The 24,995-nt window shown below is 42.4% G+C and carries 21 protein-coding genes, 2 tRNA genes and 1 other RNA gene; 4 read left to right on the top strand and 20 right to left on the bottom strand.

Annotated elements, in window-relative coordinates:
* Nucleotides 1–9: 9 nt before the first annotated feature.
* The 10 genes from secF to V1225_RS09625 form a co-directional block, all read right to left on the bottom strand.
* Nucleotides 10–2,259, bottom strand: coding sequence for a protein translocase subunit SecF (secF, locus tag V1225_RS09670; protein WP_251632292.1), 2,250 nt, complete (start codon nucleotides 2,257–2,259; stop codon nucleotides 10–12).
* Nucleotides 2,260–2,558: 299 nt separating this feature from the next.
* Nucleotides 2,559–2,954 carry a preprotein translocase subunit YajC gene (yajC, locus tag V1225_RS09665; protein ID WP_160202634.1) on the bottom strand — a complete coding sequence of 132 codons (396 nt, stop codon included), beginning with the start codon at nucleotides 2,952–2,954 and terminating at the stop codon, nucleotides 2,559–2,561.
* 37 nt (nucleotides 2,955–2,991) lie between these two features.
* Nucleotides 2,992–3,078 (bottom strand) — tRNA-Leu (locus V1225_RS09660).
* A 97-nt stretch (nucleotides 3,079–3,175) separates the two neighbouring features.
* Nucleotides 3,176–3,257, bottom strand: a tRNA-Leu gene (locus V1225_RS09655).
* Nucleotides 3,258–3,334: 77 nt separating this feature from the next.
* On the bottom strand, nucleotides 3,335–4,972 hold the full coding sequence (locus tag V1225_RS09650) for an ABC transporter substrate-binding protein (protein WP_338546278.1): 1,638 nt from the start codon (nucleotides 4,970–4,972) through the stop codon (nucleotides 3,335–3,337).
* Nucleotides 4,956–5,558, bottom strand: a complete 603-nt coding sequence (coaE, locus tag V1225_RS09645) for a dephospho-CoA kinase (RefSeq protein ID WP_160202636.1) — start codon at nucleotides 5,556–5,558, stop codon at nucleotides 4,956–4,958. Before coaE ends, V1225_RS09650 begins: the two co-directional genes overlap by 17 nt.
* 9 nt (nucleotides 5,559–5,567) lie before the next feature.
* Nucleotides 5,568–8,237, bottom strand: a complete 2,670-nt coding sequence (gene polA, locus V1225_RS09640; protein WP_338546277.1) for a DNA polymerase I — start codon at nucleotides 8,235–8,237, stop codon at nucleotides 5,568–5,570.
* A 126-nt stretch (nucleotides 8,238–8,363) separates the two neighbouring features.
* Nucleotides 8,364–9,152, bottom strand: coding sequence for a formate/nitrite transporter family protein (locus tag V1225_RS09635; RefSeq protein WP_338546276.1), 789 nt, complete (start codon nucleotides 9,150–9,152; stop codon nucleotides 8,364–8,366).
* Nucleotides 9,153–9,348: 196 nt separating this feature from the next.
* Entirely contained in the window at nucleotides 9,349–9,675 is a 327-nt protein-coding gene (locus tag V1225_RS09630) for a hypothetical protein (protein ID WP_338546274.1), read from the bottom strand.
* Between the two features lie 58 nt (nucleotides 9,676–9,733).
* Nucleotides 9,734–10,210 (bottom strand): hypothetical protein, encoded by a 477-nt coding sequence (locus V1225_RS09625; protein ID WP_338546272.1) that lies wholly within the window; start codon nucleotides 10,208–10,210, stop codon nucleotides 9,734–9,736.
* Nucleotides 10,211–10,411: 201 nt separating this feature from the next.
* Here V1225_RS09625 and ssrS point away from each other — a divergent pair.
* A non-coding RNA gene (ssrS, locus tag V1225_RS09620) (6S RNA) lies at nucleotides 10,412–10,590 on the top strand.
* A 12-nt stretch (nucleotides 10,591–10,602) separates the two neighbouring features.
* Here ssrS and V1225_RS09615 read toward each other — a convergent pair.
* The 8 genes from V1225_RS09615 to murI all read right to left on the bottom strand — a co-directional run bounded on the left by V1225_RS09615 (nucleotide 10,603) and on the right by murI (nucleotide 18,097).
* Entirely contained in the window at nucleotides 10,603–11,508 is a 906-nt protein-coding gene (locus tag V1225_RS09615) for an alpha/beta family hydrolase (RefSeq protein WP_160202640.1), read from the bottom strand.
* A gap of 1 nt (nucleotide 11,509) precedes the next feature.
* On the bottom strand, nucleotides 11,510–12,682 hold the full coding sequence (locus V1225_RS09610; protein ID WP_338546270.1) for a M20 family metallopeptidase: 1,173 nt from the start codon (nucleotides 12,680–12,682) through the stop codon (nucleotides 11,510–11,512).
* A gap of 16 nt (nucleotides 12,683–12,698) precedes the next feature.
* Nucleotides 12,699–13,643 (bottom strand): MBL fold metallo-hydrolase, encoded by a 945-nt coding sequence (locus tag V1225_RS09605; protein WP_161908527.1) that lies wholly within the window; start codon nucleotides 13,641–13,643, stop codon nucleotides 12,699–12,701.
* The gene (locus V1225_RS09600) at nucleotides 13,618–14,715 is read right to left on the bottom strand and encodes a hypothetical protein (RefSeq protein ID WP_338546267.1); all 1,098 of its coding nucleotides are present in this window, start codon (nucleotides 14,713–14,715) and stop codon (nucleotides 13,618–13,620) included. The genes V1225_RS09605 and V1225_RS09600 overlap by 26 nt, the downstream gene beginning before the upstream one ends.
* 3 nt (nucleotides 14,716–14,718) lie before the next feature.
* On the bottom strand, nucleotides 14,719–15,612 hold the full coding sequence (gene rarD, locus V1225_RS09595) for an EamA family transporter RarD (protein WP_338546265.1): 894 nt from the start codon (nucleotides 15,610–15,612) through the stop codon (nucleotides 14,719–14,721).
* A 595-nt stretch (nucleotides 15,613–16,207) separates the two neighbouring features.
* Nucleotides 16,208–16,420 carry a hypothetical protein gene (locus V1225_RS09590; protein WP_160202645.1) on the bottom strand — a complete coding sequence of 71 codons (213 nt, stop codon included), beginning with the start codon at nucleotides 16,418–16,420 and terminating at the stop codon, nucleotides 16,208–16,210.
* Nucleotides 16,421–16,730: 310 nt separating this feature from the next.
* Nucleotides 16,731–17,264, bottom strand: coding sequence for a hypothetical protein (locus V1225_RS09585; protein WP_338546263.1), 534 nt, complete (start codon nucleotides 17,262–17,264; stop codon nucleotides 16,731–16,733).
* Between the two features lie 20 nt (nucleotides 17,265–17,284).
* The gene (murI, locus tag V1225_RS09580; RefSeq protein WP_160202647.1) at nucleotides 17,285–18,097 is read right to left on the bottom strand and encodes a glutamate racemase; all 813 of its coding nucleotides are present in this window, start codon (nucleotides 18,095–18,097) and stop codon (nucleotides 17,285–17,287) included.
* Nucleotides 18,098–18,169: 72 nt separating this feature from the next.
* On the opposite strand from murI, the gene pepF reads away from it, so the two are divergent.
* From pepF to V1225_RS09565, 3 genes are read left to right on the top strand one after another with little or no spacing between them, the layout of a single operon-like run.
* Nucleotides 18,170–19,969, top strand: a complete 1,800-nt coding sequence (gene pepF, locus V1225_RS09575; RefSeq protein WP_160202648.1) for an oligoendopeptidase F — start codon at nucleotides 18,170–18,172, stop codon at nucleotides 19,967–19,969.
* 42 nt (nucleotides 19,970–20,011) lie between these two features.
* Nucleotides 20,012–20,815, top strand: coding sequence for an NAD(+)/NADH kinase (locus V1225_RS09570; RefSeq protein ID WP_160202649.1), 804 nt, complete (start codon nucleotides 20,012–20,014; stop codon nucleotides 20,813–20,815).
* Nucleotides 20,812–21,855, top strand: coding sequence for an RluA family pseudouridine synthase (locus tag V1225_RS09565; protein WP_160202650.1), 1,044 nt, complete (start codon nucleotides 20,812–20,814; stop codon nucleotides 21,853–21,855). Before V1225_RS09570 ends, V1225_RS09565 begins: the two co-directional genes overlap by 4 nt.
* A 6-nt stretch (nucleotides 21,856–21,861) precedes the next feature.
* Here the strand turns inward: V1225_RS09565 and V1225_RS09560 are convergent, their stop codons facing one another.
* Nucleotides 21,862–24,204, bottom strand: coding sequence for an ABC transporter permease (locus V1225_RS09560; RefSeq protein WP_160202651.1), 2,343 nt, complete (start codon nucleotides 24,202–24,204; stop codon nucleotides 21,862–21,864).
* A gap of 2 nt (nucleotides 24,205–24,206) precedes the next feature.
* The gene (locus V1225_RS09555; protein WP_338546260.1) at nucleotides 24,207–24,968 is read right to left on the bottom strand and encodes an ABC transporter ATP-binding protein; all 762 of its coding nucleotides are present in this window, start codon (nucleotides 24,966–24,968) and stop codon (nucleotides 24,207–24,209) included.
* Nucleotides 24,969–24,995 lie beyond the last annotated feature (27 nt).

The following is a 24,995-nucleotide window of genomic DNA, read 5'->3' as shown; positions in this document are numbered from 1 at the left end:
TTGGTTAATTTATTTCTTATTTTTCTTCTTTTCGCTTGCCTGTGCTGCAATCATATACTTGGATTTTTCTTCATTCTTGCTGAATTCATAGAACAGCGGGCTGCACAGGAAGATGGAGGAATAAGTACCTACCAAAACGCCGACCATAAGCGGAATTACAAATTCTCTGATAGACGTCGATACCATCAAAAACAGCGGTACCATGCAAATCAGAGTAGTCAGTGATGTCATGACTGATCTGTTCAAAGTCTGATTGATGCTGCGGTCAATTACCACCTGATTGTTGTCCTTCTTGTAAAGTTTCTTATTCTCTCTGATTCTGTCAAACACAACGATGGTATCGTTGATGGAGTAACCTACTACAGTCAGAATACCTGCGATAAACGGATTGTTAATAGTTACATTGAAGATTGCATAGAATGCAAGCACCATCAGAACATCGTGAGCAATGCCCGCGATAGAAGCAACACCATATTTCCAGGATCTGAATCGGAAAATAATATAAATCAGCATGCCGATTGCTGCAATCAGCACGGACTTCACTGCATTGGTCTTCAGTTCTTTTCCGACTGTTGGGCCAAACTCTTCAGAAGCCAGCACATCTTTATCGGTTACACCAAATTTGCTTTCTAAAGTCTTAATTACCTCGCCTCTTGCGTCGTTGTCAAGAGCATTGGTTGTCTTAATGATAATCTGCTCCTGATTGTCTCCGCTAAGCACAATGGATACGTCTTCCAGATTATATTCAGCAAGTGCGTCCTGTACTTCTTCAGTTGCAACTTTTTTGCCCATATCAAGCTGAATCATAGTACCGCCTGTGAAGTCAATACCATAGTTGAATCCTCTTGCTACAGAGAATATCAGACCTGCAATAATAATCACTGCGCTGATTCCATAGAAAATCTTTCTATTTTTAATAAAGTTGAATTCTTTCTTTAAGAGTTTCTTCTCTGTGCCGTCTTCGTTTACGCCAAAGAACTTGTTCTTTGCAAAGGCTTTGCTGTCAGCAACCAGACCGATGAGAAGCTGGGTTACTACAACGGCTGTAAAGATACTTACGATGATACCAATCATCAGAGTCAGTGCGAAGCCTTTTACTGCTGTAGAACCAATTTCATAAAGCACCACAGAAGCAATCAGAGTTGTAATCTGTGCGTCAAGGACTGTAGTAAGCGCATTCTTAAAGCCCTGAGAAACGGCTACTCTAATAGTCTTTCCTGCTGCAATCTCTTCTTTAATTCTTGCAAAGATGATGACATTTGCGTCAACTGCCATACCGATGGACAGAATAATACCTGCAATGCCAGGCAGAGTCAGCACGCTTCCAAGACCAGCCATAATCCAAAGTACAATCAGTACATAAAGCAGCAACGCGATGTCTGCAACCAGACCTAAGATATTGTACATAATCAGCATTAACAGGAATACCAGTCCAAGCCCTACAGCACCTGCCACAATACTCTTGTTCAGTGCATTAACACCGATAGTTGCAGTCTGTACAGAAGATGTTACTTCGTTTAAGGAAATAGGCAGTGCACCGCCTCGAATCAGTGCTGCCGTATTGGATGCATCCTCCTGCGTATAACCACCGTTACTTGTAATTTCGCAAGTTGTACTGGTGATAACCGTCTGTGCATTTGGAGAAGTTACAATCTCATCATCCAGCATGATGATAATAGCCTGTCCGCCGATTCCTAAATCAGAAAATTCCTGATTTGGTGTTATTTCGTTTGCGGAAGTTTTTCTGGTCGCTTCCTCAAACTTCTTAGAGCCTTCGTTTGTAAACTCCAAAACGATTTTATATCCGCCGTTCTCTGTATCAGTGTCGATGTTAGCATTCTTTACCTCATCGCCGCTGAGTACCTCCGTGCCGTCTGCAAGGAGGAAACGAAGCTGCGCAGTCTTACCAATCTGATCGATTGCCTGCTGTGCGTCTTCCACTCCAGGCATCTCTACTCTAAGTCTGTCGTTTCCTTCAATGGATACAGTCGCTTCGGAAATACCCATTGCGTTGACTCGATTATTCAGAACAGCTCTGGTCTGCTCCATCACCTGCGATAAATCACTGTCTGAAAGTCCCTGTATATCTTCTGCATCGGCTTCAAGAACAACATAGACACCGCCGTTGATATCCAGCCCAAACTTCATTGCGTCCTTAATGGAATTTATCGAACCAATCCCAAAGATGGAAATATACCATCCAATAAGAAGCGCAATGATGACTAAACTAGCTAAAATTTTTCTTAGTTTTGAATTCATTTTCTTCTTCTCACCTTCTATATAGTCAAAATTTGCCCATAATACCGGCATTTTATTTTACTCTTTATTGTACTACGTTTTCAGAACTTGGGCAAGGGGTAATTCTTAATTTATGCAGCAAACATCAAATCTTCAAAGGATAGCTGTTTTCCAAAATTCTGTATTCGTTTTCTAAAGACAAAACTTTTTACAGTTTAGAAAAACGAGTTGACGAAGTTGTCCTGCCCCACATATGCTAAAAGACTCCCTAACTGTAGGGAGTCTTAATCTAATCATACATATGAACTTATAGAGCCATCTTATTTCTCATCTTCAGGAATTTGCTCTTCTACATCAGCAGCTTTTCTCAGACGTTTAGGCTTAACCTTCTTTTCTTCTTCATCTTCTGCAACTGCAGACTTACCTGCACTCTTACTGGAGCTTACAACTGATGAAACAGACCATCTCATCATCTCAAACTTAACCTTATCAGCACCAACCTGAATTACGATGGAATCTTCTTTGGTCTTTACAATCTTGCCGCAGATACCACCAATTGTGATAATTTCATCTCCAACCTGCAGCGTGTTTCTCATCTGCTGTATGGTTTTCTCTTTCTTCTTCTGCGGTCTAATCAGTAAGAAATACATCGCACCGATAAAAACTACCAGGATTATTAACTGCATTGCAAATGCGTTGCCACCACCGTTACTCATATGTTCCTCCTACATATCTCCAATTCGGATTTTCTATTGGTGCCGGCGATGGGGGTCGAACCCATACGGTGTTGCCACCACGGGATTTTGAATCCCGCACGTCTGCCAATTCCATCACGCCGGCACATTGGTTATATTTTAGCATAACGACTGTTCATCGTCAATACTTCCTTGAAAGAAGAACTGCTGACTATCATCGCTGACAATCAGCAGTTCTCATATGGTGCGGCAAACTGGACTCGAACCAGCACGGTTTCCCACACGGCCCTCAACCGTGCGCGTCTGCCATTCCGCCACTGCCGCAGGATGCGGTTAAATCACAACCGCAAAAAAGATTATATACCATACAGCACAAAAAGTAAAGCATTTATTTTATCTTTTTATTTCTCCTCGTTCTCAGTCACCATGGTTCGTTCCCAGCTCCAGCTTTCACAGCCTCTGTAAATGTCAAAGAAAGTCGGCAGTTCCTCTCCGGTGAATCTAGGTACTGTAATAAACGCATAAGTCTTGTAGCACAGGCAGTAGTACGGCAGCTCATCAGCAAGAACTGGTTTCAGTTTCTCATAAATCCCTTTCTGCTTCTTTCTGCTTAGGCAGGTTTCCATCTGGTTGACATAGGACTGTACTGTGGTGTTTTTGTAGCCGATTGCATTCCCGCTGCTAAACAGTTGCCTCAAATCAAACTTCTTATCGAATTTATAGCCGCCCAGATACAGGTCAAACGCTCCTTCCTCGACCGCTGTTTTATAACTCTGCCAGCCGAGACTTTTTATCTTTACATCAATGCCGATTTCCCTTAGTGAGACGGCAATGCTTTCTGCGGTATCTTCACGATTTCCATCATTCGCATTGACTAAAATGGTCATGGAAACCTTTTTTCCTTCTCCATCTTCCAAAAGCCCATCTTCGTTGACATCACGGTAGCCTGCCGCAGCAAGTAAATCCGAAGCGCCCTTTAAATCCTGGGCATAGGTATCTCCCTTATTCTCAGTACCTAAAAAGCCCGGAAAATAGATTGAATCCGAAGAAATGCCACAGCCTCCGTAGTTGTCATGAATCAAACTTTCCACATCGATTGCTTTTGCGATAGCCTGTCTGACTTCTTTCTTGGCCAGCACTTTATTCTTAAAATTGAAACCCAAATACTCGAGTTCACTTGAACTAATCTTCTCCGTATTCAAATCCTTATCTTCAGCATCAGCATCAGCGTCCTGGTCTCTGCTCACATAGGCAGTTACCGCTTCCATCGTCATAAGACCCAAGGTTTTGGACTTGTCCGGCAGCACTTTAAAACGCAGTTTGTTTTCCGGCTTCTCACCAAAATAGTACTTGTTAGGATTTAAATTCAAACACTTCGTGTTGTCATAGCTGCTAATCGCATAGGGACCGCTTCCCACAACTCTATCGCTGTCTGCATCGTAATTCGTAGCGGAAATAATTGGAAATACCAAATTATCCAGCGCTGCATCGGCTGGGTCCTCAAAGTGGACAGTCATCGCATATGTATCAGAAATCTGTACCGAATCAATTTTAGAAACGTACTCATAATAAGGTCCGTCAGAACCAATACGCAAAATTGTGTTTATAGTTGCTCGTACGTCATTGGCAGTCAACGAAGAACCGTCACTGAATTTTACGTCTTTTCTAAACTCCAGTGACACGCTGCCAGCCTGCGCATTGGTATTATAGCTTTCCACCACCTGAGACTTTACACCCAGTTTGTCATCTAAATAAAACAGACTGCTGAATAACAGCTGGCTGATATAATACACATCACTGTCGCCAGATACCAGCGGATTTAAAGTTTCTACCCTGTCCATAGCAAGATAAATTTTGTCCATCGTTTCATAAGTGACCGTTTCCTGCTCTTCCTCCGAGGGACTGACATCGCCGCGCACGATGGCGATGGTGGACAATCCTCCTGCGAGAACTACCACAGCTATTATGATAATAATAATGTGTCTGTGAAGAAAATCAAATACTCTGTAATTCCTATTCCCTTTATTTTGTTTCAGCATATCTCTCTAACAATCGCTCTACCTGCTCATAGAGCGCTTCCTTTCCCTTTGAATTATCTATAATATCTGTAGAACGAGCAATTTTTTCGCTGCTGCTCATCTGATTTAGAATGCGTCGCTTCACTTCTTCAGAAGTAACGTCATCACGAGCCATCACTCTGCGTATCCTAATATCTATGCTTGCATCCACCAGCCAGACCGCATCACACAGTTTGTCCGCACCGGACTCAAAGAGCAGAGGTGCATCTATAAAAACAGGCGCTTCATAGCCTTCTTCCTGCAGTCCAGTAATCTTCTCCTCTATAATCTGTACCACCTTTTTAGTAGTCAATTCTTCCAAAACAAGCCTTTTTTTCTCGTCGGAAAACACTATAGCAGCAAGCTTTTTTCGGTCAAGGCAACCGTCTGTAAAAAGAATATCTTCTCCAAATGCTTCAGTAAGCGCCTGCAAAGTTTCGCTGCCTTTCTCTGTCATAGAGCGAGCAATTTTATCTGCGTCAATGACGGTAAATCCCTTGTCCAGCAAATAATCAGACACTGTGGATTTCCCCGCACCGATTCCACCTGTAAGACCTATTACTTTCATTGCGTTCCCCTACTTTAAATCGTACCAGGTATCGCCCTGATTCAAATCACTTTCCAGCTTTACCTTCAAATCCATAGCATGTTCCATGTTGCGAACCAGGAGTTCTTTCACCTGCTCCATTTCGTCCTTTGCAGTTTTGATAATCAATTCGTCATGAACCTGCAAAATCAGTTTGGAAGCCATATTGCGTTCCTTTAGTTCGCCGTAGACCTTAATCATAGCCAGCTTAATGATATCTGCTGCACTTCCCTGAATCGGACTGTTCATGGCAAGACGTTCTCCCAGCTGACGAGCCATAAAAGCCGAAGAATTAATCTCATGAATATAACGTTTGCGCCCCATCAGGGTCTCAGTATAACCTTTTTCTTTGCAGCTTTCAATCTGACCGTCCATATAAGCTTTTACAGCAAGATGCTTATCAAAGTAATCCCTGATATAGTTTTCTGCCTCTTTTCTGGAAATCCGCAGTTCCTCAGAAAGACCGAACCCACTCATACCGTAGATTACGCCAAAATTTACTGCCTTGGCACGGCTTCTGTCAAGAGGCGTTACTTCATCGTAGGTCAAGCCAAATACTCTGGCGGCTGTATTCCGATGAATATCATCTCCGTTGTTAAATGCAGCAATCAGGTTTTCATCACCCGAAAGATGCGCCAAAATTCGAAGTTCAATCTGAGAATAATCTGCACCGACTAGAGTATAGTTCTCACTTTCAGGCACAAAAGCCTTGCGAAGCTTTCTGCCCAGTTCCTGTCTAATTGGAATATTCTGCAGGTTTGGTTCTGTGCAGCTGATACGCCCTGTCGCCGTCACTGTCTGCTGAAAATGAGCTCGAATCTTGCCATCTGTGCCAATCAATGGTTTCAGTCCTTCTACATAGGTGCTGTTCAGCTTGGTAAGAGTCCGATATTCCAGCACCATATCCACAATGGGATGTAAATCTCTAATTTTTTCAAGCACATCAGCGCTGGTGCTGTAGCCTCGTTTGCTCTTTTTTCCTGCTGGCAATTCAAGCTTTTCAAACAGAATTTCCCCAAGCTGCACCGGCGATTTAATGTTAAATTTGGTACCTGCTAAGGCATAAATCTGATTTTCAATTTTTTCAATCTCACAGGTCAACTGCTTTCCAAAGGTTTCCAAAGTTTCTTTACTTACAGTAAAACCCTCCGCTTCCATAGCGGCAAGAACTTCCACAAGCGGCAGTTCTACTTTTTCATAAACCTGTATCAGACTTTCCTTTTCAAGCTGACTTTGCTGACTCTTTCTCAGTTGTTTAACAGAAAGACACCACTTAAAGCCATAATCTGCATAGCTTTCGTCGCTGTTTCCAAGAAGATCAATCTGTCCGCCCTGCTCCATAAAGGACTTCTCGTCTTCCATTTCATAATGAAGAATCTCAAAGACTAAAGTTTTTAAATCATAGTTGGACTTAGTCGGATCGATGACATATTGGGCAACAGCTGTGTCGAAAGCGGTCACTACATCGTAAAAACCATTCCACATCAAAACATAATAATCCCGGATTAAATCATGTCCTACAAAACGCAGCTTTTTTTTCTGCAGAAACTGTAAGAAGGCTGTCAGGAATCGGTCATCCGATAAGTTTACGTAATAATATTTCTTGTCGCATATAAACCCTGCGCCATAAATGATTGGTTTTTCCACGTGATTGTTGTCGCTAAAGATTTTTAGAATTGCTTCGCTTCCAGCTGTCACTTCATCAAGCAGCTGCATATCCGCTAGCGACTGTACGGTAATTCTAGTATAATCTGCCTCATCTTCGGTAAAATCGGAGGTGATATCAGCAGTCTCCTTGATATGCAGTTTTTTCAAAAAACTATTGAATTCCAGTTTTACATAGAGGTTAATCAGGGCAGTATAATCCGGCTCTTTTGTTTTCATGGATTCCAAATCAATCTCAATTGGCACGTATTTGTTAATAGTCGCAAGTCTTCTGCTCATAGCGGCAAGCTGTGCATGCTCTTCCACTTTTGCCCTAAGCTTTACATTTGCAATTTCCTCCGTATTTGCAAGTAAGTTTGCTATACTGCCAAACTGTGTCAGAAGCTTAATGCCGGTCTTCTCTCCAACACCCGGAATGCCCGGTATATTGTCAGACTGATCACCCATCAGACCTTTCAGGTCGATAAACTGCTCTGGTGTCAGCTGATAACGTTCGATCATCTTCTCTCTGTCATAAAGTTCAAATTCGGAAATCCCTTTTTTGGTAATTAAAACCTGCGTTACATCAGTTGCAAGCTGCAGCGCATCCTTATCGCCTGTGATAATCAGCGGAGCCAAACCTTCCTCTTCCCCGATTCTAGCAATAGTTCCAATAATATCATCCGCTTCAAAGCCGGGGGTTTCCAGATTGGTAATACCCATTGCGGTCAAAATATCTTTCATCAGAGGAAGTTCCATTGCAAGCTCTGGCGGCATTTTCTTTCGTCCTGCCTTATACTCACTATACTCCTGATGTCTGAAGGTCGGCGCTTTCATATCCCATGCCACGGCCATATAATCCGGAGCATAGTCACCCTGGATTTTCGTCAGCATATTGATAAACCCATAAATTCCTTGGGTATAAATTCCTTCTTTTGTAATCATCGGGCGCTGCATCGCATAATACGCCCTGTTTATTAAACTGTTTCCGTCAATAATGACAATTCTGTTTCCCATATGTCTTTCCTTTTCGTTTCTGTATTCCTTTTTAGTATAATGCAGAATGTGCTTTTTTACAAGCAAGGGTTTTGTGAAAGAAAAAACTCCGCAAATTCTAACGGAGTTTCCAAATTATGTAATAGTCTATTTTTTCTTCAGCGCTAAATAGTAAATACCCGCGACAAAGACGCTGCCCCCTAAAATATTTCCAAGTGTCACTGGAATCAGGTTATTTACAAAGAACCCGCTCCACGTAATACCTACCTGTGCGCCTCCTGCAAAAATCCCTGCCGGGATGAAGAACATATTGGCGACGCTGTGTTCAAACCCTGCTGTAACGAAAAGCCAGATTGGAAAGAACAGTGAAAAGATTTTACCTACAGTGGAATCAGCGCCGTTTCCCATCCAGACCGCAATACATACCAGAAAATTACATAAAATTCCTCTCACAAAGGCCTGTCCAAAAGGCAGTGCCATTTTTGAAGATGCGATAGAAATGGTCACATCTGTAAGCATGCCGTCACCTGTTCCGAGAAGTCCTGAATAAGCAACCATCCATGCCACCACCATAGAGCCAATCAGATTAGCAAGGTAAACAATCACCCAGTTTTTCAACATGGCGCCTACAGAAATCTTTCTGTCCAAAACAGCTGCCAGCATAAGGTTATTACCAGTAAAAAGCTCCGCCCCTGCAAAGACTACCATCATCAGTCCCGCCGGGAAAATTACACCAGAAATCATTTTTCCAAGTCCGTTGGTAAGCGGATCAGCCAAAAAACGATAAGCAGCCATATTTGCACCTGCACCTGCGATTGCAATAAAAAAACCTGCCATAAGACCTAAAAGTATCAGCTGTTTCACTGAATAGCCAGTCTTCTTTACGGCAGAATCAATCGTCGCTTCTAAAATTTGCTGTGGATTTTTCTGTGACATAAAACTTCCTTCTTTCATTATCTATAGACTTTATAATTATAGCAACTTTTACTCAATAGTCAATAACTTTACAGGTTCAAAAAAAGAAACAAAAAAGAAAAGTAGCGAGTTTCCTCTCTACTTTTCCATAGTATAAGAAAATATTTCTATGAGTTTAAAAACTAATATTCCCTTTTAATCCACTGCAGATGAATACCTATATATTTTTTTCTTTCTTTTCCTTACTTTCTGCTAATTTTGCTGCCTCTATACATCTAAGTCTTTCCTGCTTGGCTATATGACGCATATATTTAGGCTGAGGACCTTCTCCTGAGTAAACCTTTTCCCAAAATGACTTTTTAGAGTTCTTGGTTGTTGCTACCACTTTCTGTTCAGATGGTGCAGAAACGCCCATTAGCATCAGTTCCTTAAGAGATGGCTCCTCTTCTCCCCTTTGTTCTTCGCTATTTTTTGTTAAATAGTAACGAAGTACTGTTAAAGAAATTACAATTATCATCACTAAGAATATAAAAATACTCATCATAATCCCCCTTTTTTCCTATATTATCTACTTGTCATGCACAGGAAAGTTTTAAATGTTATTAGGCGCCCATTATACTTAGAATAGTCAAAAGTGGAGATCTCTCCCGTGAAACTTCACTTTGTTTAGGATAATCAGGATGATCAAACCATTCTGAATAACTATTGTCAATCTTTTTTCTCCATTGTCCCTTCCAAGTAGTATGATATTCATCATACAATTTGCGTTTATATGTTGAATTACCAACTCTTCTTTGATAAACAATATAATGTTTCTCCGAATAGCAAAAAGCTCGCTTTGTAGCATTCGTACTATTTTGACCTGCGGGGTAAACATACTCATTTGACCGTCTGTCTTTCTCTATCTCTACTTTTTCGGTATAATGCCTTCCCACCATTATATCATCGGCTTCCCCACTAAATACACTAAGTCCTTCAACAATTGTTTCCGAAGTGATACCATCCGAAGTAACTTCTTTGGTTTCTGCATAAATACTGTTACTTGTGCCAAGTACCAAAATTAACAATAATAATGGCATTACTCTTTTAATTGTTTTTTATTTTTCGCTCCTTTCTTTATATTCATAAAATTTGCAAATCATTTAATTATTTTAATCATATCGCATTTAATTCTGAATGTCAATCTAATTATAATAACTTCACAATGATAAGTTCAGAAAAAAGAACACCGCCTGGCAAAATTTTATAGTGCTATCGAAAGGAAAATGCGGTATAATAATAGTAGCCTAGAACTCGCGTTAAGGATTCATAATTGAACCTACACTTTCGCAACGGGAATCCGGGTCCAGGGAGCCAATGTCAAGCCTCCATAGAGTGGAAGACAAAAGCCCCGGCAGGATACCCACCTATCAATAGATAGGGCGTCAATTATATCCTGACGGAGCTTTCTGGGTTTTTTCTTTTTCTAAAATCACAGATTTTCCAGATAAAACTTCGTAATCTCATCAAAGAGCATATCCTTAATTTCTGATTTCTCAAAGCCCATTTCATAACCATGAGGACTTTTTACCGATGTGATTTCAATGGTTTTCACATCTTCATATGACCTGGCACATTCCAACGATACCTCTGGCAGCACCACATAATCCTCTGTATTATAGATAACTAAAACCGGCGCTTGAAATTTATATCCGGTTTCCGACGGCACGTAATCTTCAATAGAGCGAAAAAACTCCGGTGTCAGTATCACTTTCTGATGAGTCACGCTGCCTTTCTCCCTCGCTTCTCTTTTGAACTTCTCCCAGTTCTTTGCGCCGCCCATATAACGCTGAAAGGAGTCTCCGTTTCCTGCCGGCGCAACCAGCACCATTGCCTTGTAAGCATATCCGCCTGCATGTTCATTTCCACAGTACATCGCTGCTCTGCCACCCAGACTTCTTCCAAAGATACCAATTCTGTCCGGGTCGACGTTATAATGCGCTACCATATAATCGGTGCAGAGCACCTGATCTGCGACCATAGTGTCCACCGTATACTGATTCGTCTGCTCTGTCTCAGTATCCGCTTTTTCATAGTGACCAAAGTCCATACGAATCGTCGCAATACCATTTTCAGCAAGGTGCTGTGCCAGATACTTTCCACCGGCGCTGTTCATATTGCCATGAAAACCGTGGCTCAAAAATACCAGCGGCAGTTTCTCCTCCTCCCAGTTTTCCGGTATGACAATCTGCGCCTTAGTGTAAGTTTCTTCCTCATTTTTAATCATCACGTCAAGAGTACAAATGCCCTGATTCTTAGACTCACAGCCTGTCAAAGCCCATAGAGAGCCTGTTAAAAAAAGCATTAGAAGCAGGATTGTTACTTTCTGTTTCATCATCTTAGTTTCTATCGAAATCTTCCTTCATAGCCTTTATTTTTTCTTCATCACTGAATATCTTTGCAATCTGCAGTGCAATAATTTTTGCTCCATCACGGAGTGCCTGATGAGCCCTGTCTGTCTTCATAGCTTCAGCAAACCCTCTTGTGTGAATTGGCACATTAGGTTCAGTTACCTGCAGACAAGGATGGAATCCCGGACAAACATAGCTGACATTACCTGCATCGGAAGAACCAAATATTTTTTCACTGTCTCCATTCAGTTCAAGTCCAAGCTCCTGATAGATTTCTGCCAATGCTGCGATACCTGTTGAATTTGCTTTCATATTGTCATAAGTAGCAGCCGTTGGAGTTTTGCACCAAGCTGTCTGTGTGGCTATTGCTGCACCTTCCGCACATAAATCCACCTGGTCAATTAATTTCTGAAGATACTTTTTATCCAGCGCCCGAATATAAAACTCAGCAGATACCTTTTCCGGTACAATATTCGGGGCTTCTCCTCCATTTCTAATGATTCCATGAAACTGTGCATCCGGCTTTACATGCTGTCTCAACATATCTACAGCATGAAACATCAGCTGTGCCGCATTGAACGCATTTCTGCCCTCCCAGGGAGCCGCCGAAGCATGTGCCGCTGTGCCGTGGAATTCATACAGATAAGAGGCAAGACACTGCAGTTTCGGAGCCAGCAGATTCCCATTATATAGATGTACCATGATTGCCATATCATAGCCGTCAAAAGCGCCTCGCTCTGCCATTGCACATTTTGCACCGTCAGTCTCTTCAATTGGCGTTCCAATCACATGAATATCTGCATTCAGCTCATCCTGCAGATCTTTAGTTGCAAGTGCAGCCAAAACGCTGATTGAGCCACTTAAACAGTGCCCGCATGCATGGCCGATTTCTGGCAGTGCGTCATATTCTGTCAAAATTGCAATCTTATACTTATGATTGTTGGCGCCGTAGATCCCCTTAAATGCTGTAGGCAGCCCCGAAAATGGGTACTCTGTTTCATAGCCATGAGACCGCAAAAGTTCTACAATTTTGCGGGAAGTCTCATATTCCTCTCCGGAAACCTCTGGATGATCAGCAATATCATCGTTTAAATGTACAAGTTCTGCATCATACGCTTCTATTGCCTTGAAGATTCTTTCTTTTAGTTCGATGTAATTCATCTCGCTCTCCTTCCTTTCAGATTCCTCTGAACACTGTTAATATATGTTTGATTGTATATTTGGCGTTTTCAAAAAATGCCGACTTCGGCTGTTCTTTTCCTCTATCTTCACTCCAAAATTGTGCTTCAAATTTATCCATAATCTGTTCTTTTGAAAAACCCTGATCTGCCCAATAAAGGATAAAATCTCTCTCGCTCTCTGCAGAAGCAATATACATGGAAAAATAATCCTTTGCAAAGAAGTCCGGCGTGATACCATAGTGAGGTGAAATCACTTGTTTCGGTTCGTATTTTTCACACTTTTTCGCTGCTTCTATGGTATCCTCATAGCTTTTTAAAATAGCCGTATGCATGTTGTCCGGATTGATGAAAACGCCTGTGCTTTCAGAAGCGAACATCAAGCCTTGGGGTTCCAGCACATAGGTCAAGGAACAGTCTGTATGTCCCTTTGTTTCCAGTACGTAGAAATATTCGTCATCTCCGAGGTCGATTTTATCTCCTTCGCAAAGAATCCTATCAATGCGCAAAGGCTCAACCAGCACCGATTCTGTACCCGGCGCAAAGACATCTCTGGCAGCATTTCCAAGGCGAAGCATCGTCTTTTTTGCACCATCGCTTTCAAAGACCGACTTTGCCTTTGCTGCGCCGCAAACCGTTACCTCCATCCACCTTTTTATAATATAAGGGAGCGCACCGATATGGTCATAATGAGAATGAGACACCAGTACATAATCCACAGTTTCTCTGCCTCGTGCTAAAAGCGCCTCCTCAATATTCGTGATAAGCCCCTCGTGGCAGTATGCCATACCACAGTCATATAGAACTGTTTTTTGAGGCCCAAAAATCAGAAGGCTTTCACCGCCATGACCGGATGTCACACGTACAATATTTTCCGGATAATTAAATCTGTCATGACCGGGAAATTCCACAATCTGGTCACTCTTCTTTTTCAGTATCTCCATCACTTGAAATTCCCTTCTTTCTGTGATTTTCTATGTAAACCTTGATGAAATTTATGCAGATCATCAGGATAATTAAAAATCCAATATAGCCTTCTATTGGATAAAGGTACGCAACGATGGTTTTAAATCCGCTGAGACCGCAGCCAAAGCCAATAAACGCACCGCCAATGAGAATATATTTTTTTATAGGCGTCTCCTTAATCTTAGTTGAAAAGCCATAATATGTGCTGGTTGCTGCAGAATAAATTGCAAGAAACAACACTGCACCGAATGCAAGGTTAGCTGCCGGATGCAGTCTGGCAGAGTATGCCAGCATTGGCAAATCCATATTCTGCGTGAACGCCATATCCTTGCGAAGTGCCGTAATCAGAAGCACAGTCAAAAGCGCCAGCATGAAACCGCCAGCACCAGCTCCAAGAACGCTGCTCTTCTTATCTTTGGCGTTAACAGAAGAAGACGCCACAATTGGAATCATGCCTAGCATATTATATGAAATAAACAGAAATGCCGCCAAAAACCAGTTAGGCGCCATAGCACTGACCGGAAATCCACCCGTCGCGCCGCTCTGCTCTATATCTGATAAAATCACCGTAATGCACAGCACGATATCAATGGCAAAGAGCACCGGCGCAGTGTATTTGAAGATTTTAGATACTCTTTCAAAACTGCCCAGTACGGTAAATATTACCATGATGACGATAATGATACCACCCACTGCCTGATGAATGCCAAACTGCTGTGCAAGGAAAGAACCGCCGGCTGCCGACATGGACACGATAATAGTATATAAAATCGCCGCCATGAAATAACCTACAGCACCTGTCAGCTTCGGATTATCTGAAAACACGATAATACGCCCCATATCCGCAGTATCCAGCGAACGAGCGATGTATGCCACCATCATACCAATCCCCATAAACAGAATTCCTGCAATGGTTATTCCGATGTATCCCTTTGCACCAAACACACCGAAAAACTGCCAGCCTTCTCGCCCTGACGCAAAGCCTGCGCCCATGATGGTTCCTACATAAAGAGCAGCCACATTAAAAAGATTTAGCTTTTTATCTTCCATAATCTATTCCTCCGCTTTATTTTTGTTATCGCTGATTTCACCATAGGTAAAGAAAATCAGTCCAATCCAGATGATAGCAAACGCACTAAACTGAATTGTATCAAATGGCTCTTTGAAGAGGAAAATTCCTAAAATCAATGAAATGGATGGAGATATGTACTCGGTCAGCCCCACTGTAATCAGCGGCAGCTTACTTGCCGCAAAGGAAAACAGTGCCAGAGGAACTGCCGTTGCAATTCCTGCAAACATTAGCAGGATAAACTTGCCGCTTCCTGCTGTCAGCGCGCCGACTCCTGCATTCTCATAGTAGCAGACAAAGCCCAGCGCAACCGGTGCCAGAAAAATCGTCTCATAAAGGAGCGACTGCAGCGGAGCAGCGCTGACGCTCTTTTTAATTGCTGCATAAATCGCAAAGGAAAGGCCCAGACCTACTGCAATCAGAGGCACCTGCTTATATCCAATAATCATGACCAAAAGCCCGCAGACAGCAAAACATACCGATATTTTCTTCCAATTGTTAATCTTCTCTTTATAAATCACCACACCAAAAAGGCAAACCACCAGCGGTTCCAAAAAATATCCCATGCTGGTCTGAATGACCTGCCCTGCATTAACTGCCCAGATATAGATGCTCCAGTTAATCGTGATAATAATGCCCGCTATAATATAAGTCAACAAACTTTTTTTACTCTCAAACATGGGTTTAAACACATTCTTTGGCCCATACTGAAATGCACATGCAATAAAGCATACCACCGCCATCAGTACAATTCTGTAAAAAATAATCACCCCTGATGGAATAGGTTTCAGACTGTTCCAGTAAATGGGAAGAAGTCCCCAAACAATGGCGCAGCCGATAGCGCTGGTTAAGCCGATTCTATAGTTCCTCTTGTCCATAAATTCTCCTTGCATTCTTTCTATAATCTAACATAATATTTTATCATCGAATCGTTGAATTTTCAAGAGTTTGTTCTAATGCTACATATGGCGGAACATGAAAAGAAACTTCTATTTCAGAAACTGGTTATTTGACCGCACAGACCGTAAATTGGTATCATGCGGTCAGATTAGAAAATCCGGTTACAGCATTTCTGGCCGTAACCGGTTAGTTTTGAATCAATACGGTCAAAAAACTATCATTTGTCGGCTCTAAATGACGCAACGACATATTTATTATTCAAAATATTACAATATTTTCCAAATCTGCAGATAAGACTACCCTGAATTTCTCTCAACCAGATGAATTTTCTTTGTGCAAATCTGTTTATCATCCTTTTTATGACCGTAATTAGTCTAAATGACGGGTTTGCGGTCATTTTAGGCTTCACACATTTTTTACAAATGACCGCAAAGGCTGTTTTTGGCTGCTGTGCGGTCAAATTTGTCGTTTCTAAGAGAATTCTTAGGATTTCGCATGCTTGAACAGATTCGCTTCCTTATAGCCACACAAAAAATCCCCCATCTACCAAAGTATGGGGGATTTTGATTTTGTTTAGAACAGTCCTCCAAAGAGGCCTCCGCCTCGGTTGTTGTCATTTCCGCAAAACAGAAAATACAGCACAACCAGTAAAATAAGTATACCCAGACCACTTCCGCTGTCGTTATTGCAGCAGCAATTGTTCTGCGGTCTCACGCAGCAGCATTCCGGCGCCGGCTCACAGCACGGTTCACACGGTTCGCAGCAGTCATTTCTGAAGTCTCCCATAAAAAACCTCCCTTATGTTTTATTTCATCATATGCGGGAAGCTTTCTATTGGTTACTGAAAGATACTAACCCTCAGCATTAGTACTTTTCACCGATTTTTCCAGAAAAGGTACTAAAAATTCGGGGTTATTTTTTACTAACGAAAAGATTTCTGGCGATAAAAGTGAAATTCAGTCATGTTTTTTAGACTTTTACGCTTTCATTTACATATAAACATCCAAAATATAGAAATTATTTCCTCAATTTCTATATTTTGAATGAAACAAATGCAGTACTTTCGTACCTTTTCGGTAAAAATCTGCGATAGGTACTAATTCTCCTCAGCAAGATCAGCGTAAGTCATCATAAATTCCTCTATTTCATAGCTGAGCGCGTTTGAAAAATCATAGAGATACTCTTCTCCGTTGAGTTTTTCCAGTCTGGCGTCGGCAAGAGCATCCCGGACCGGAACAAAGGATGTTTCACCCGACGGCACTTTCCTTACCTCCACTTCACTTTCGGAGGAATACCAAAGTCTGAACCGATTAAACTCGTCTGCCAGATTCAGTTCTGCATTGTCCTCACCCTTGCGAACAGCCTCAGAAAGTCCTACCAACACACGCTTAATATTTTCAAGCAAGTTATACAGGTCAATCTGATCTCCCGGCACATTCTCCAAAGTTTCGTAAAAATAGCTTTCGCAGAGCTCTGCAAAGGTTTTCATATCCACATCAGTGATCAATTCATAGACTGCGTCGCTATCGATGAGACCCTCGTGTTCTACAAAATCAGCAAAATTCTCAAAGTACTCAAATTCGGCACCAGCCTCAATATCTAAAAGTGCAAATAATTCCTCTTTATCCATCGTATCCTACCTACTTTTCTTTAAATATCCAAATTCTTAAATCGAATGTTCAGTTCTTCTTTTTGCCTGCCCAGAATGTTCTGGATCATGTTGACAAAGTTTTCCGAAAGGTCGCTGGCATAAAATACATTCTCGCCTTCCCTTTCTGCAGCAAACATTTCTCTTTTTTCCAGCTCAATATGCACGGCTGTTGCCACTTCTTTGGAAGAACTGATTATGCGAAGTTCCGGATAAATCCGCTTCAGATTGTCACTAATCAGCGGATAGTGTGTACACCCCAGAACCAGACGGTTAATCTGATTCTCCCTGATAAAATCATCTAAATAATACTTGACGGTAAGGTCCATAATCTCATTGTCGATAATTCCCTCCTCAATTAGCGGCACAAAGGCAGGACAAGCCTTGGAATAAAGCTTAAGTCCCGGGTGCTTCTCATTGATCTTCTGCTCATAGGCATTGGACTTAACCGTCACTTTTGTTGCGATGATTCCAATGTGATCGTTCATATTGCACTTGTTTGCAATTACCTTTGCTGTCGGTGAAATGACGCCGATGACCGGAATATCAGGATAAGCCTTTCGCAAATCCTCAACACAGGTCGCACTCACCGTATTACAAGCAATCACAATCATCTTGACGCCCTGCTTAATCAAAAAATCTCCGATTTGCATAGTAAACTGCCTGATGGTGTCCGGCGACTTGGAGCCATAAGGCGTTCTTGCCGTATCACCAAAGAAGATAATCCTCTCTTTCGGCAGCTCGCGCATTATATGGGGAATACTGGTAAGTCCACCCAGTCCCGAATCAAAAAAACCGATTGGTCTGTTATCCATCTATACTATTCCTTTCAGTTTTGTGTTATACTACTCCTATCAGTCTTTTATTATACTACACTGGAGGTAGAAATGGGAAACAAAAAATTAAAAAACAGAAATGAAATTGATCCAAAGTATCAATGGAACATACAGGCGATGTACGCAAATGCTGCCGCATGGGAAAAGGATATCGAAGAAGTATTACAGCAAACAGCTGATTTTTCAAAGTTTCAGGGACATTTAACCGAAAGTCCCGACATGCTCCTTGATGCGTTTACAACAAAAGACGCTATCTGGCAGAAACTGGAGCGCGCTTATGTCTATGCCAGAATGAAATTGGATGAAGATAACCGTGTGTCCGCTCAGCAGGCCATGTACGACAAAGTCAGCGGTGTTATCGCAAAGGTTTCCGCTGCCATGAGTTTTATGACACCGGAACTTTTATCTGCTTCCGAAGATACTCTGCGCAGTTTTATCAAAGAACTGCCTGCTCTTTCACAGTACACCTTTGTTATTGAAGATCTGATCCGTGAAAAGAAGCATGTACTTTCTAAAGAAGAAGAGAATATCTTAGCACAACTTTCTGAAGTGACTGATGCGCCGGATACAATCTTCACCATGCTTAACAATGCAGATATCAGTTTTGGTACTATCAAAGATGAGGACGGAGAGGAAGTTTCCCTCACCCACGGCAACTTTATCAGCTTTATGGAAAGTCACGATAGAAATGTGAGAAAATCTGCGTTTACCCACGTTTATGAAGCTTATAAAGGTCTTGTAAATACCATTGCTTCCGCTTACAACTACAATGTAAAAACCGATGTCATCGGTGCAAACATTCGTCATTATGACTCTGCCAGAGCCGCTGCTCTTTCCGGCGGCAATATCCCGGAATCAGTTTACGATAATCTTATTACTGTCGTACATGAGTATTTACCCGTACTGCATCGCTATATCGACCTAAGAAAAAAGGTACTCGCAGTTGATGAACTAAAAATGTACGATATTTATGTACCTCTCGTTGAAATTCCAAAGCGGAAAGTTTCTTTCGAAGAGGCCATAAAAATCATGGAGGAAGGCTTGGCGCCTCTGGGAAATGCTTATATGAATCGCGTTCTTTCAGGTATTGATGCCGGCTGGATTGATGTTTACGAAAATGAAGGAAAAACCAGCGGCGCTTACAGTTTCGGATCTTATGACAGTTTTCCTTATATCCTTTTGAACTATTCAGATACCTTAAAAGATGTATTTACGCTGGTGCACGAAATGGGTCACTCCATGCACGCAAGCTACACAAGAGAAACTCAGCCTTTTACCTATGGCAGTCACTCTATCTTTACGGCAGAAGTTGCCTCCACAGTCAATGAATCCCTGCTGATGCAGCATCTTTTAAATAAAGAAACAGATCCGACCATGCGCAAATATCTTCTGAATCTGTATATCGAAGAATTTAGAACTACCCTGTTCCGTCAGACTATGTTTGCAGAATTTGAACATATGACACACAAATATGTAGAAGAAGGCGGCTCTCTAACTGCTGACTGGTTATGCGAAAACTACGAAAAGCTGAACAAGGATTACTTTGGTGCCAGCCTTTCAGAAGACGAATATATCAAATATGAATGGGCAAGAATCCCGCATTTTTATAGAAGTTTTTACGTATATCAGTATGCAACCGGATATTCCGCAGCGACCGCCATTGCAGGCAAAATCCTAAAGGAAGGCGAAACTGCAAGAGACGCCTACATTGAGTTCTTAAAGACCGGCGACAGCAATTATCCCGTAGAACTTCTCAAAATTGCTGGTGTTGATATGAGCAGTAAGGAGCCTGTAATTCTCGCCATGGAAACCTTTAAACAGCTGGTAGAAGAACTTGCAGCTCTCCTGTAAAACCTCTTGAAAAGCCATTTCAGATGTTATAGAATACTTGATATGAATAAAAAAATTTATATTTACGCCAACGACAGCGAAACATCAAAGAGAACGAAAAAGCAGTTAAAACAAAAGCTGGATAATTCCGGCTTTGTTTTACTGCCAAAATACACCGAAAAAGCGGACCTTCTGGTCTGCATCGGCGGAGACGGCACCTTCCTAGAAGCCATACATAAGTTTGACTTCCCTACTATGCCGATCATCGGCATCAATACCGGTCATCTAGGTTTTTTCCAGGAAATCATGCCCTCTATGCTGGATGATTTTATCTTCTACTATACACAAGGACGCTATTCCATTCAGCAGCTTTCTACTGTTAAAGTGCGCATCACTACAGATATCGGAACTGCTGAGCATGTGGGACTCAACGAGGTGCTCCTAAAGGGCAATTCCACCTACTCCATTCACTTAAATATTTCCATCGGCGGCAGCTTTATTGAGCGTTTTTCGGGAGACGGACTGCTGATTGCTACACCTGCCGGAAGCACCGCCTATAACTATTCTCTGGGCGGCAGCATTGTAGATCCGAGGCTGAAACTGCTTCAAGTTACACCAATTGCGCCGATGAATACCACCGCCTATCGTTCTTTTACTTCAAGCATTCTGCTGCCTTCGGATTTATCCCTGGGCGTTGTGCCAGACATGAATGAGGAAAAGAATAAGCTGTGCGTAGTTTATGACGGCACCACTGCCGAATACGAAAATATCAAAGAAATCGAAGTCAGCTTCTCTGACATTCACGTCAACCTGATGCGCTTTGAAAACTACGATTTCTGGACGAAAGTAAAGAGTAAATTCCTATGAGCAAGTTTCAATATACCATCACAAAAGAAGACGAAGGCATGACCATCAAAGCCCTTCTCAGAAGCAAATTCAGCTTCTCCTCCCGCCTTTTGAGCAAGCTAAAATTCCAGCATCTTGTCTTTCTCAACGGAAAAGAAGTGGCAGGCTGGATTTCTCCTAAAGAGGGCGATGTACTATCTATTAAACTGCCGGAGGAAAAAAGCGACTTTCCTGCTGAAGATATTCCCATTTATCCTGTCTATGAAGACGATGACCTGCTCGTCATCAACAAGCAGCCGGGCATTATCGTCCACCCCACCAAGGGACATCCTTATCACACCATCGCCAACGGTCTGATGAAATACATGGAGGATACCAATCAGTCCTTTAAAATCCGCTTCGTAAACCGGCTCGACATGGACACCACCGGTCTTTTAATCGTGGCAAAAAACTCCCATGCCCAGGACGATGTGGTAAAGCAGATGAAAGCTAATACTACTGAAAAACGCTACATCGCACTGGTCGCAGGTATTATTGCCGAAGATAGCTTTACCATCGACCTTCCTATCGGCAGACCAGACCCTGAGGATGTAAGGCGAAAAGTCATGGAGGAAGGCGGATACCCTTCCGTGACCCACGTAAAAGTCCTAGCCCGCTACGAAGGAAAAACCCTGGGCAGCGGACTTGCCGCCTACCAGGGCTATAAAGACAGCATTATGGAAGATGAAAAAGTCACAGAACCAGCATTTAAACCGGGTGATCTGATTACCGTAAATGGCGATTTAATTACAGTAACCGAGCTTCCTGCCGGATTTACGCTGGTAGAGCTGCTCCTTCAAACCGGCAGAACCCATCAGATTCGCGTACATATGTCCCATCTGGGTCACCCTCTCATCGGCGACCATCTCTACGGCGGCTACAACCCTTCCCTTTTAGATAGACAGGCACTGCACGCCTATATGCTGAGATTTTCTCACCCAGTGACAGGAGAGCCCCTTGAAATCAAAGCGCCGCTCCCTGCGGACATGGAAAAACTCATCGAAAAAATCAAAGAAGCCTGAGACCTTTTATTCACCGGATAAAAGGTCTTTTGGCGATATCCGTCTAATTCTTAGGGACAGAATACAGGTTACTGCGAAAACAAACAGAACCAGAAGTGCGCCGCAGACTGTAATAAATCCTATTGGCACTGTAAAGGTGCATTTTACTATCCCAATTCCCTGTAAGAACAAAGCTGTCAGCGGATTGATAATTAAAGCACTGATGATAAGCCCTACTGCTGCAGATAAAATCACAACAGGCATAAAGCTGAGCGCCGTCTGCAAGATCAGTTGCCATGTTGTAAATCCTAAGGCTTTCATAATACCATAATCTTTCTTTTTTCTATTGAGCATAATCCGAACTAGCAGGTACAATACGAATACCGTAATCAGAAAGCTCAATGCTAGAATTGCAATGACAATTATCTTCATCAACGAAACATAGACCTTCGAACCGCCTATAACAGCTGAAGCCACATTAATGGTGGTATTAACCTGCGTGCCGAAGGCTTCACTGATTTCTTCGTGAAACTCATCGATATCCACGCCTTCTGCCACATCAATATAAAAGCTAAGATTCTGTAAATCAGCCATTCTTTCATAGCCAGATCTCGTCAAAAGACAGTCCTTGCCCAAATTATTGGAAATCTGCGTCAGCCCGCAGATGAGATATACCGCCTCTTTACCACCGGCACTCAGCGTAATCTCATCACCTATTTCCAAATCTTTTTCCCCAGCATACTTGCCAGCAAGCGCCACCTCATTATCATACTTTGGAAATCTTCCGTCAAACACCACATTCTGATTATTTACATCGTTAAAATCGTCACAGCAGGTCATCATAAGAGCGACCCCGTCTTTATGGCGAACCTCCTCGCTGTGATAAAGATACACCTTCTCCACCTTCTCATCTTCTGCAAGACGCTGTAAAAAAGCATCTTCTGCGCTATGGTCGATGCTGATACAGGAATCCGCTGTTTCTCCTACGATTAGATTAATAAATGGCTCCATATTGACAATCATATTTTCTCGCATGAGTCCTGAGAATACGATAAACAAAGACAATACTAACACCGTAATTGCAGTCACAATATTTTGCTTTCGCTGTGACAGCCCTGCCTTCAGTCCGAGAGCAGCTGTTAGTGAAAAACGAGTCCTTTCCAGAGGAATGTAGCTCTTTGCAAAACTGTGAGTCCGTATCCCCTGACGCAGCGCTGTAATCGGCTCCAGCTTTTTTATGCGCCGCGCAGAGAGCCATACGACAAAGGATACGATGAGAGTCAACAGGCAAATCGTAATTACATATGGCATAGACAGAAAATGCATTTTATACGGTATGCCAGTCTGCGATATCATCATGTTGTTTATCATCGGAAAAATCCCGTAGGCAGCAGCTGCACCAAGACAAGATACAGGCAGCGCTACACCAGAAAACTGCAGGAGGAGCGATTCAACAAGCTGTCTGCTGGTATATCCCATGGCTTTCAGTGCACCCAGATTATGCATGTTTTCCTGTATATAATTGATTACATTAGAGGAGATCACTACCAGCGCAATCAGTGCAATAAAACAAGCCATAGCACTGACAATACTGGTACAAATCATCTGGGAAATATAGCGCGAAGATGTAACAAGCTCATAGGAATTGCTCACAATATAAAGGTCCGGGTATGCAGAAGATACTGCATTTTTCAAAACTGCCTCAAATTCCTGACTCTGCTCTTTATCCTTAATCCGAACAGACACCATCATAGTTTCTGCAGCGATTCCTTTATCCTTCAAAGCGTCATACCGGTCTTTGGTGAAGAGAACTGCCGTAATCACACAATTGTGAGAGCCTGCCATAACACTGTTGATAAATCCGCAGACAGGATAGTTTTCTACCGTATTTCCGATGGTGAAGTCTACGGTGCCGCCTGCTGTAATTCTGCCGTCCGTACCATAAAGCATGGGTAGATAGATCCCACTGCTACAATCTTCTTCCACAATTTCCACCTTTCCGATAGAACGGGACAGCGCGGTTTCCTTCTCTAAGATTAGCAGATTAGAATTAATCTCACCATCTCCATAGGGAAAAGAGCCTATCATCATATAGGCATCACTAAAGCTGTAATCTTCTGTCAGCACATTTGCAGTCAGTTCTTCTTCTATCGTCTTGCGAACCTCTGGGCTGCGGCTGCCAACTGCTAAGATGACATGCTCGGCATTAAGTTCTTCATGATATCTGTCAAAGTTTTCCTTATAATCCATAGAAAGCATGAGTCCCAAATTCAGCATAACAGAAGCAAGAAGCACAAGCGCAACGATAGCAGCAGTTTGCCCCTTTGCTCTGCGCAGATTGGCAGCTGCAATCAGAAAAAGTCTCTTCACGGCTACCACCCCATCTCTTCCAGAAATGCTGCAAGTTTTTCATGACGAGACTTATCGTCATGGACATAATGACCAAGATTGCACTCGCCCAAAATCATACCATCCTTTAAATAGAGGATTCGATTTCCTCTTCTGGCTGAACGCATATCGTGAGTCACCATCACAATGCTCTGTCCCTTTTCATGAAAGGATGTCAACAGATCTAGCACCGCAAGACCGGTCTTTGAATTTAGCGCCCCTGTAGGCTCGTCTGCAAAAAGGATCTCCGGCGTATTAATCAGCGCCCTGACAATTCCAACCCGCTGAGCCTCACCGCCTGAAAGCTGGGAAGGAAATTTATGCAGCATTTCCTCAGAAATGTCAACAAGCTTGCACAAACTTTTTGCTCTTTCAACCAGCTCCTGTTTCTTCTGCTTCACAAGAAGACCCGCAGAAAGAATATTATCCATCACCGTCATACCGTCAATAAGGTGAATCTGTTGAAACACAAAGCCGCAGTGTTTTCGTCTGAACACAGCAAGCTGATCCTGATTCAAATGAGAGATATCCTCATTACTAAAGGTAATTTTTCCAAGGGTCGGCGTATCCATGCCAGACAGCGCATATAGAAGCGTCGATTTACCTGCGCCGCTGGCACCCATAATTACAGTAAAATCTCCTTCGTAAAGGTTCAGGTCGATATTTTTAAGAACGTGCTGTAAAGTTCCTCCATTAGAAAAGGACTTGCTCAAATTCTCCGTCTCCAGCAGTATATTTTTCATCATAAAACCTCCATTTCAGCTTCTATTCTA

Origin of the sequence: Emergencia sp. JLR.KK010 (assembly GCF_037018265.1) — a bacterium.
GTDB classification, from domain to species: Bacteria; Bacillota; Clostridia; order Peptostreptococcales; family Anaerovoracaceae; genus Senimuribacter; species Senimuribacter intestinalis.
Note: the sequence above shows the minus strand (reverse complement) of the source record. Positions and strands in the feature narration are given on the sequence as shown.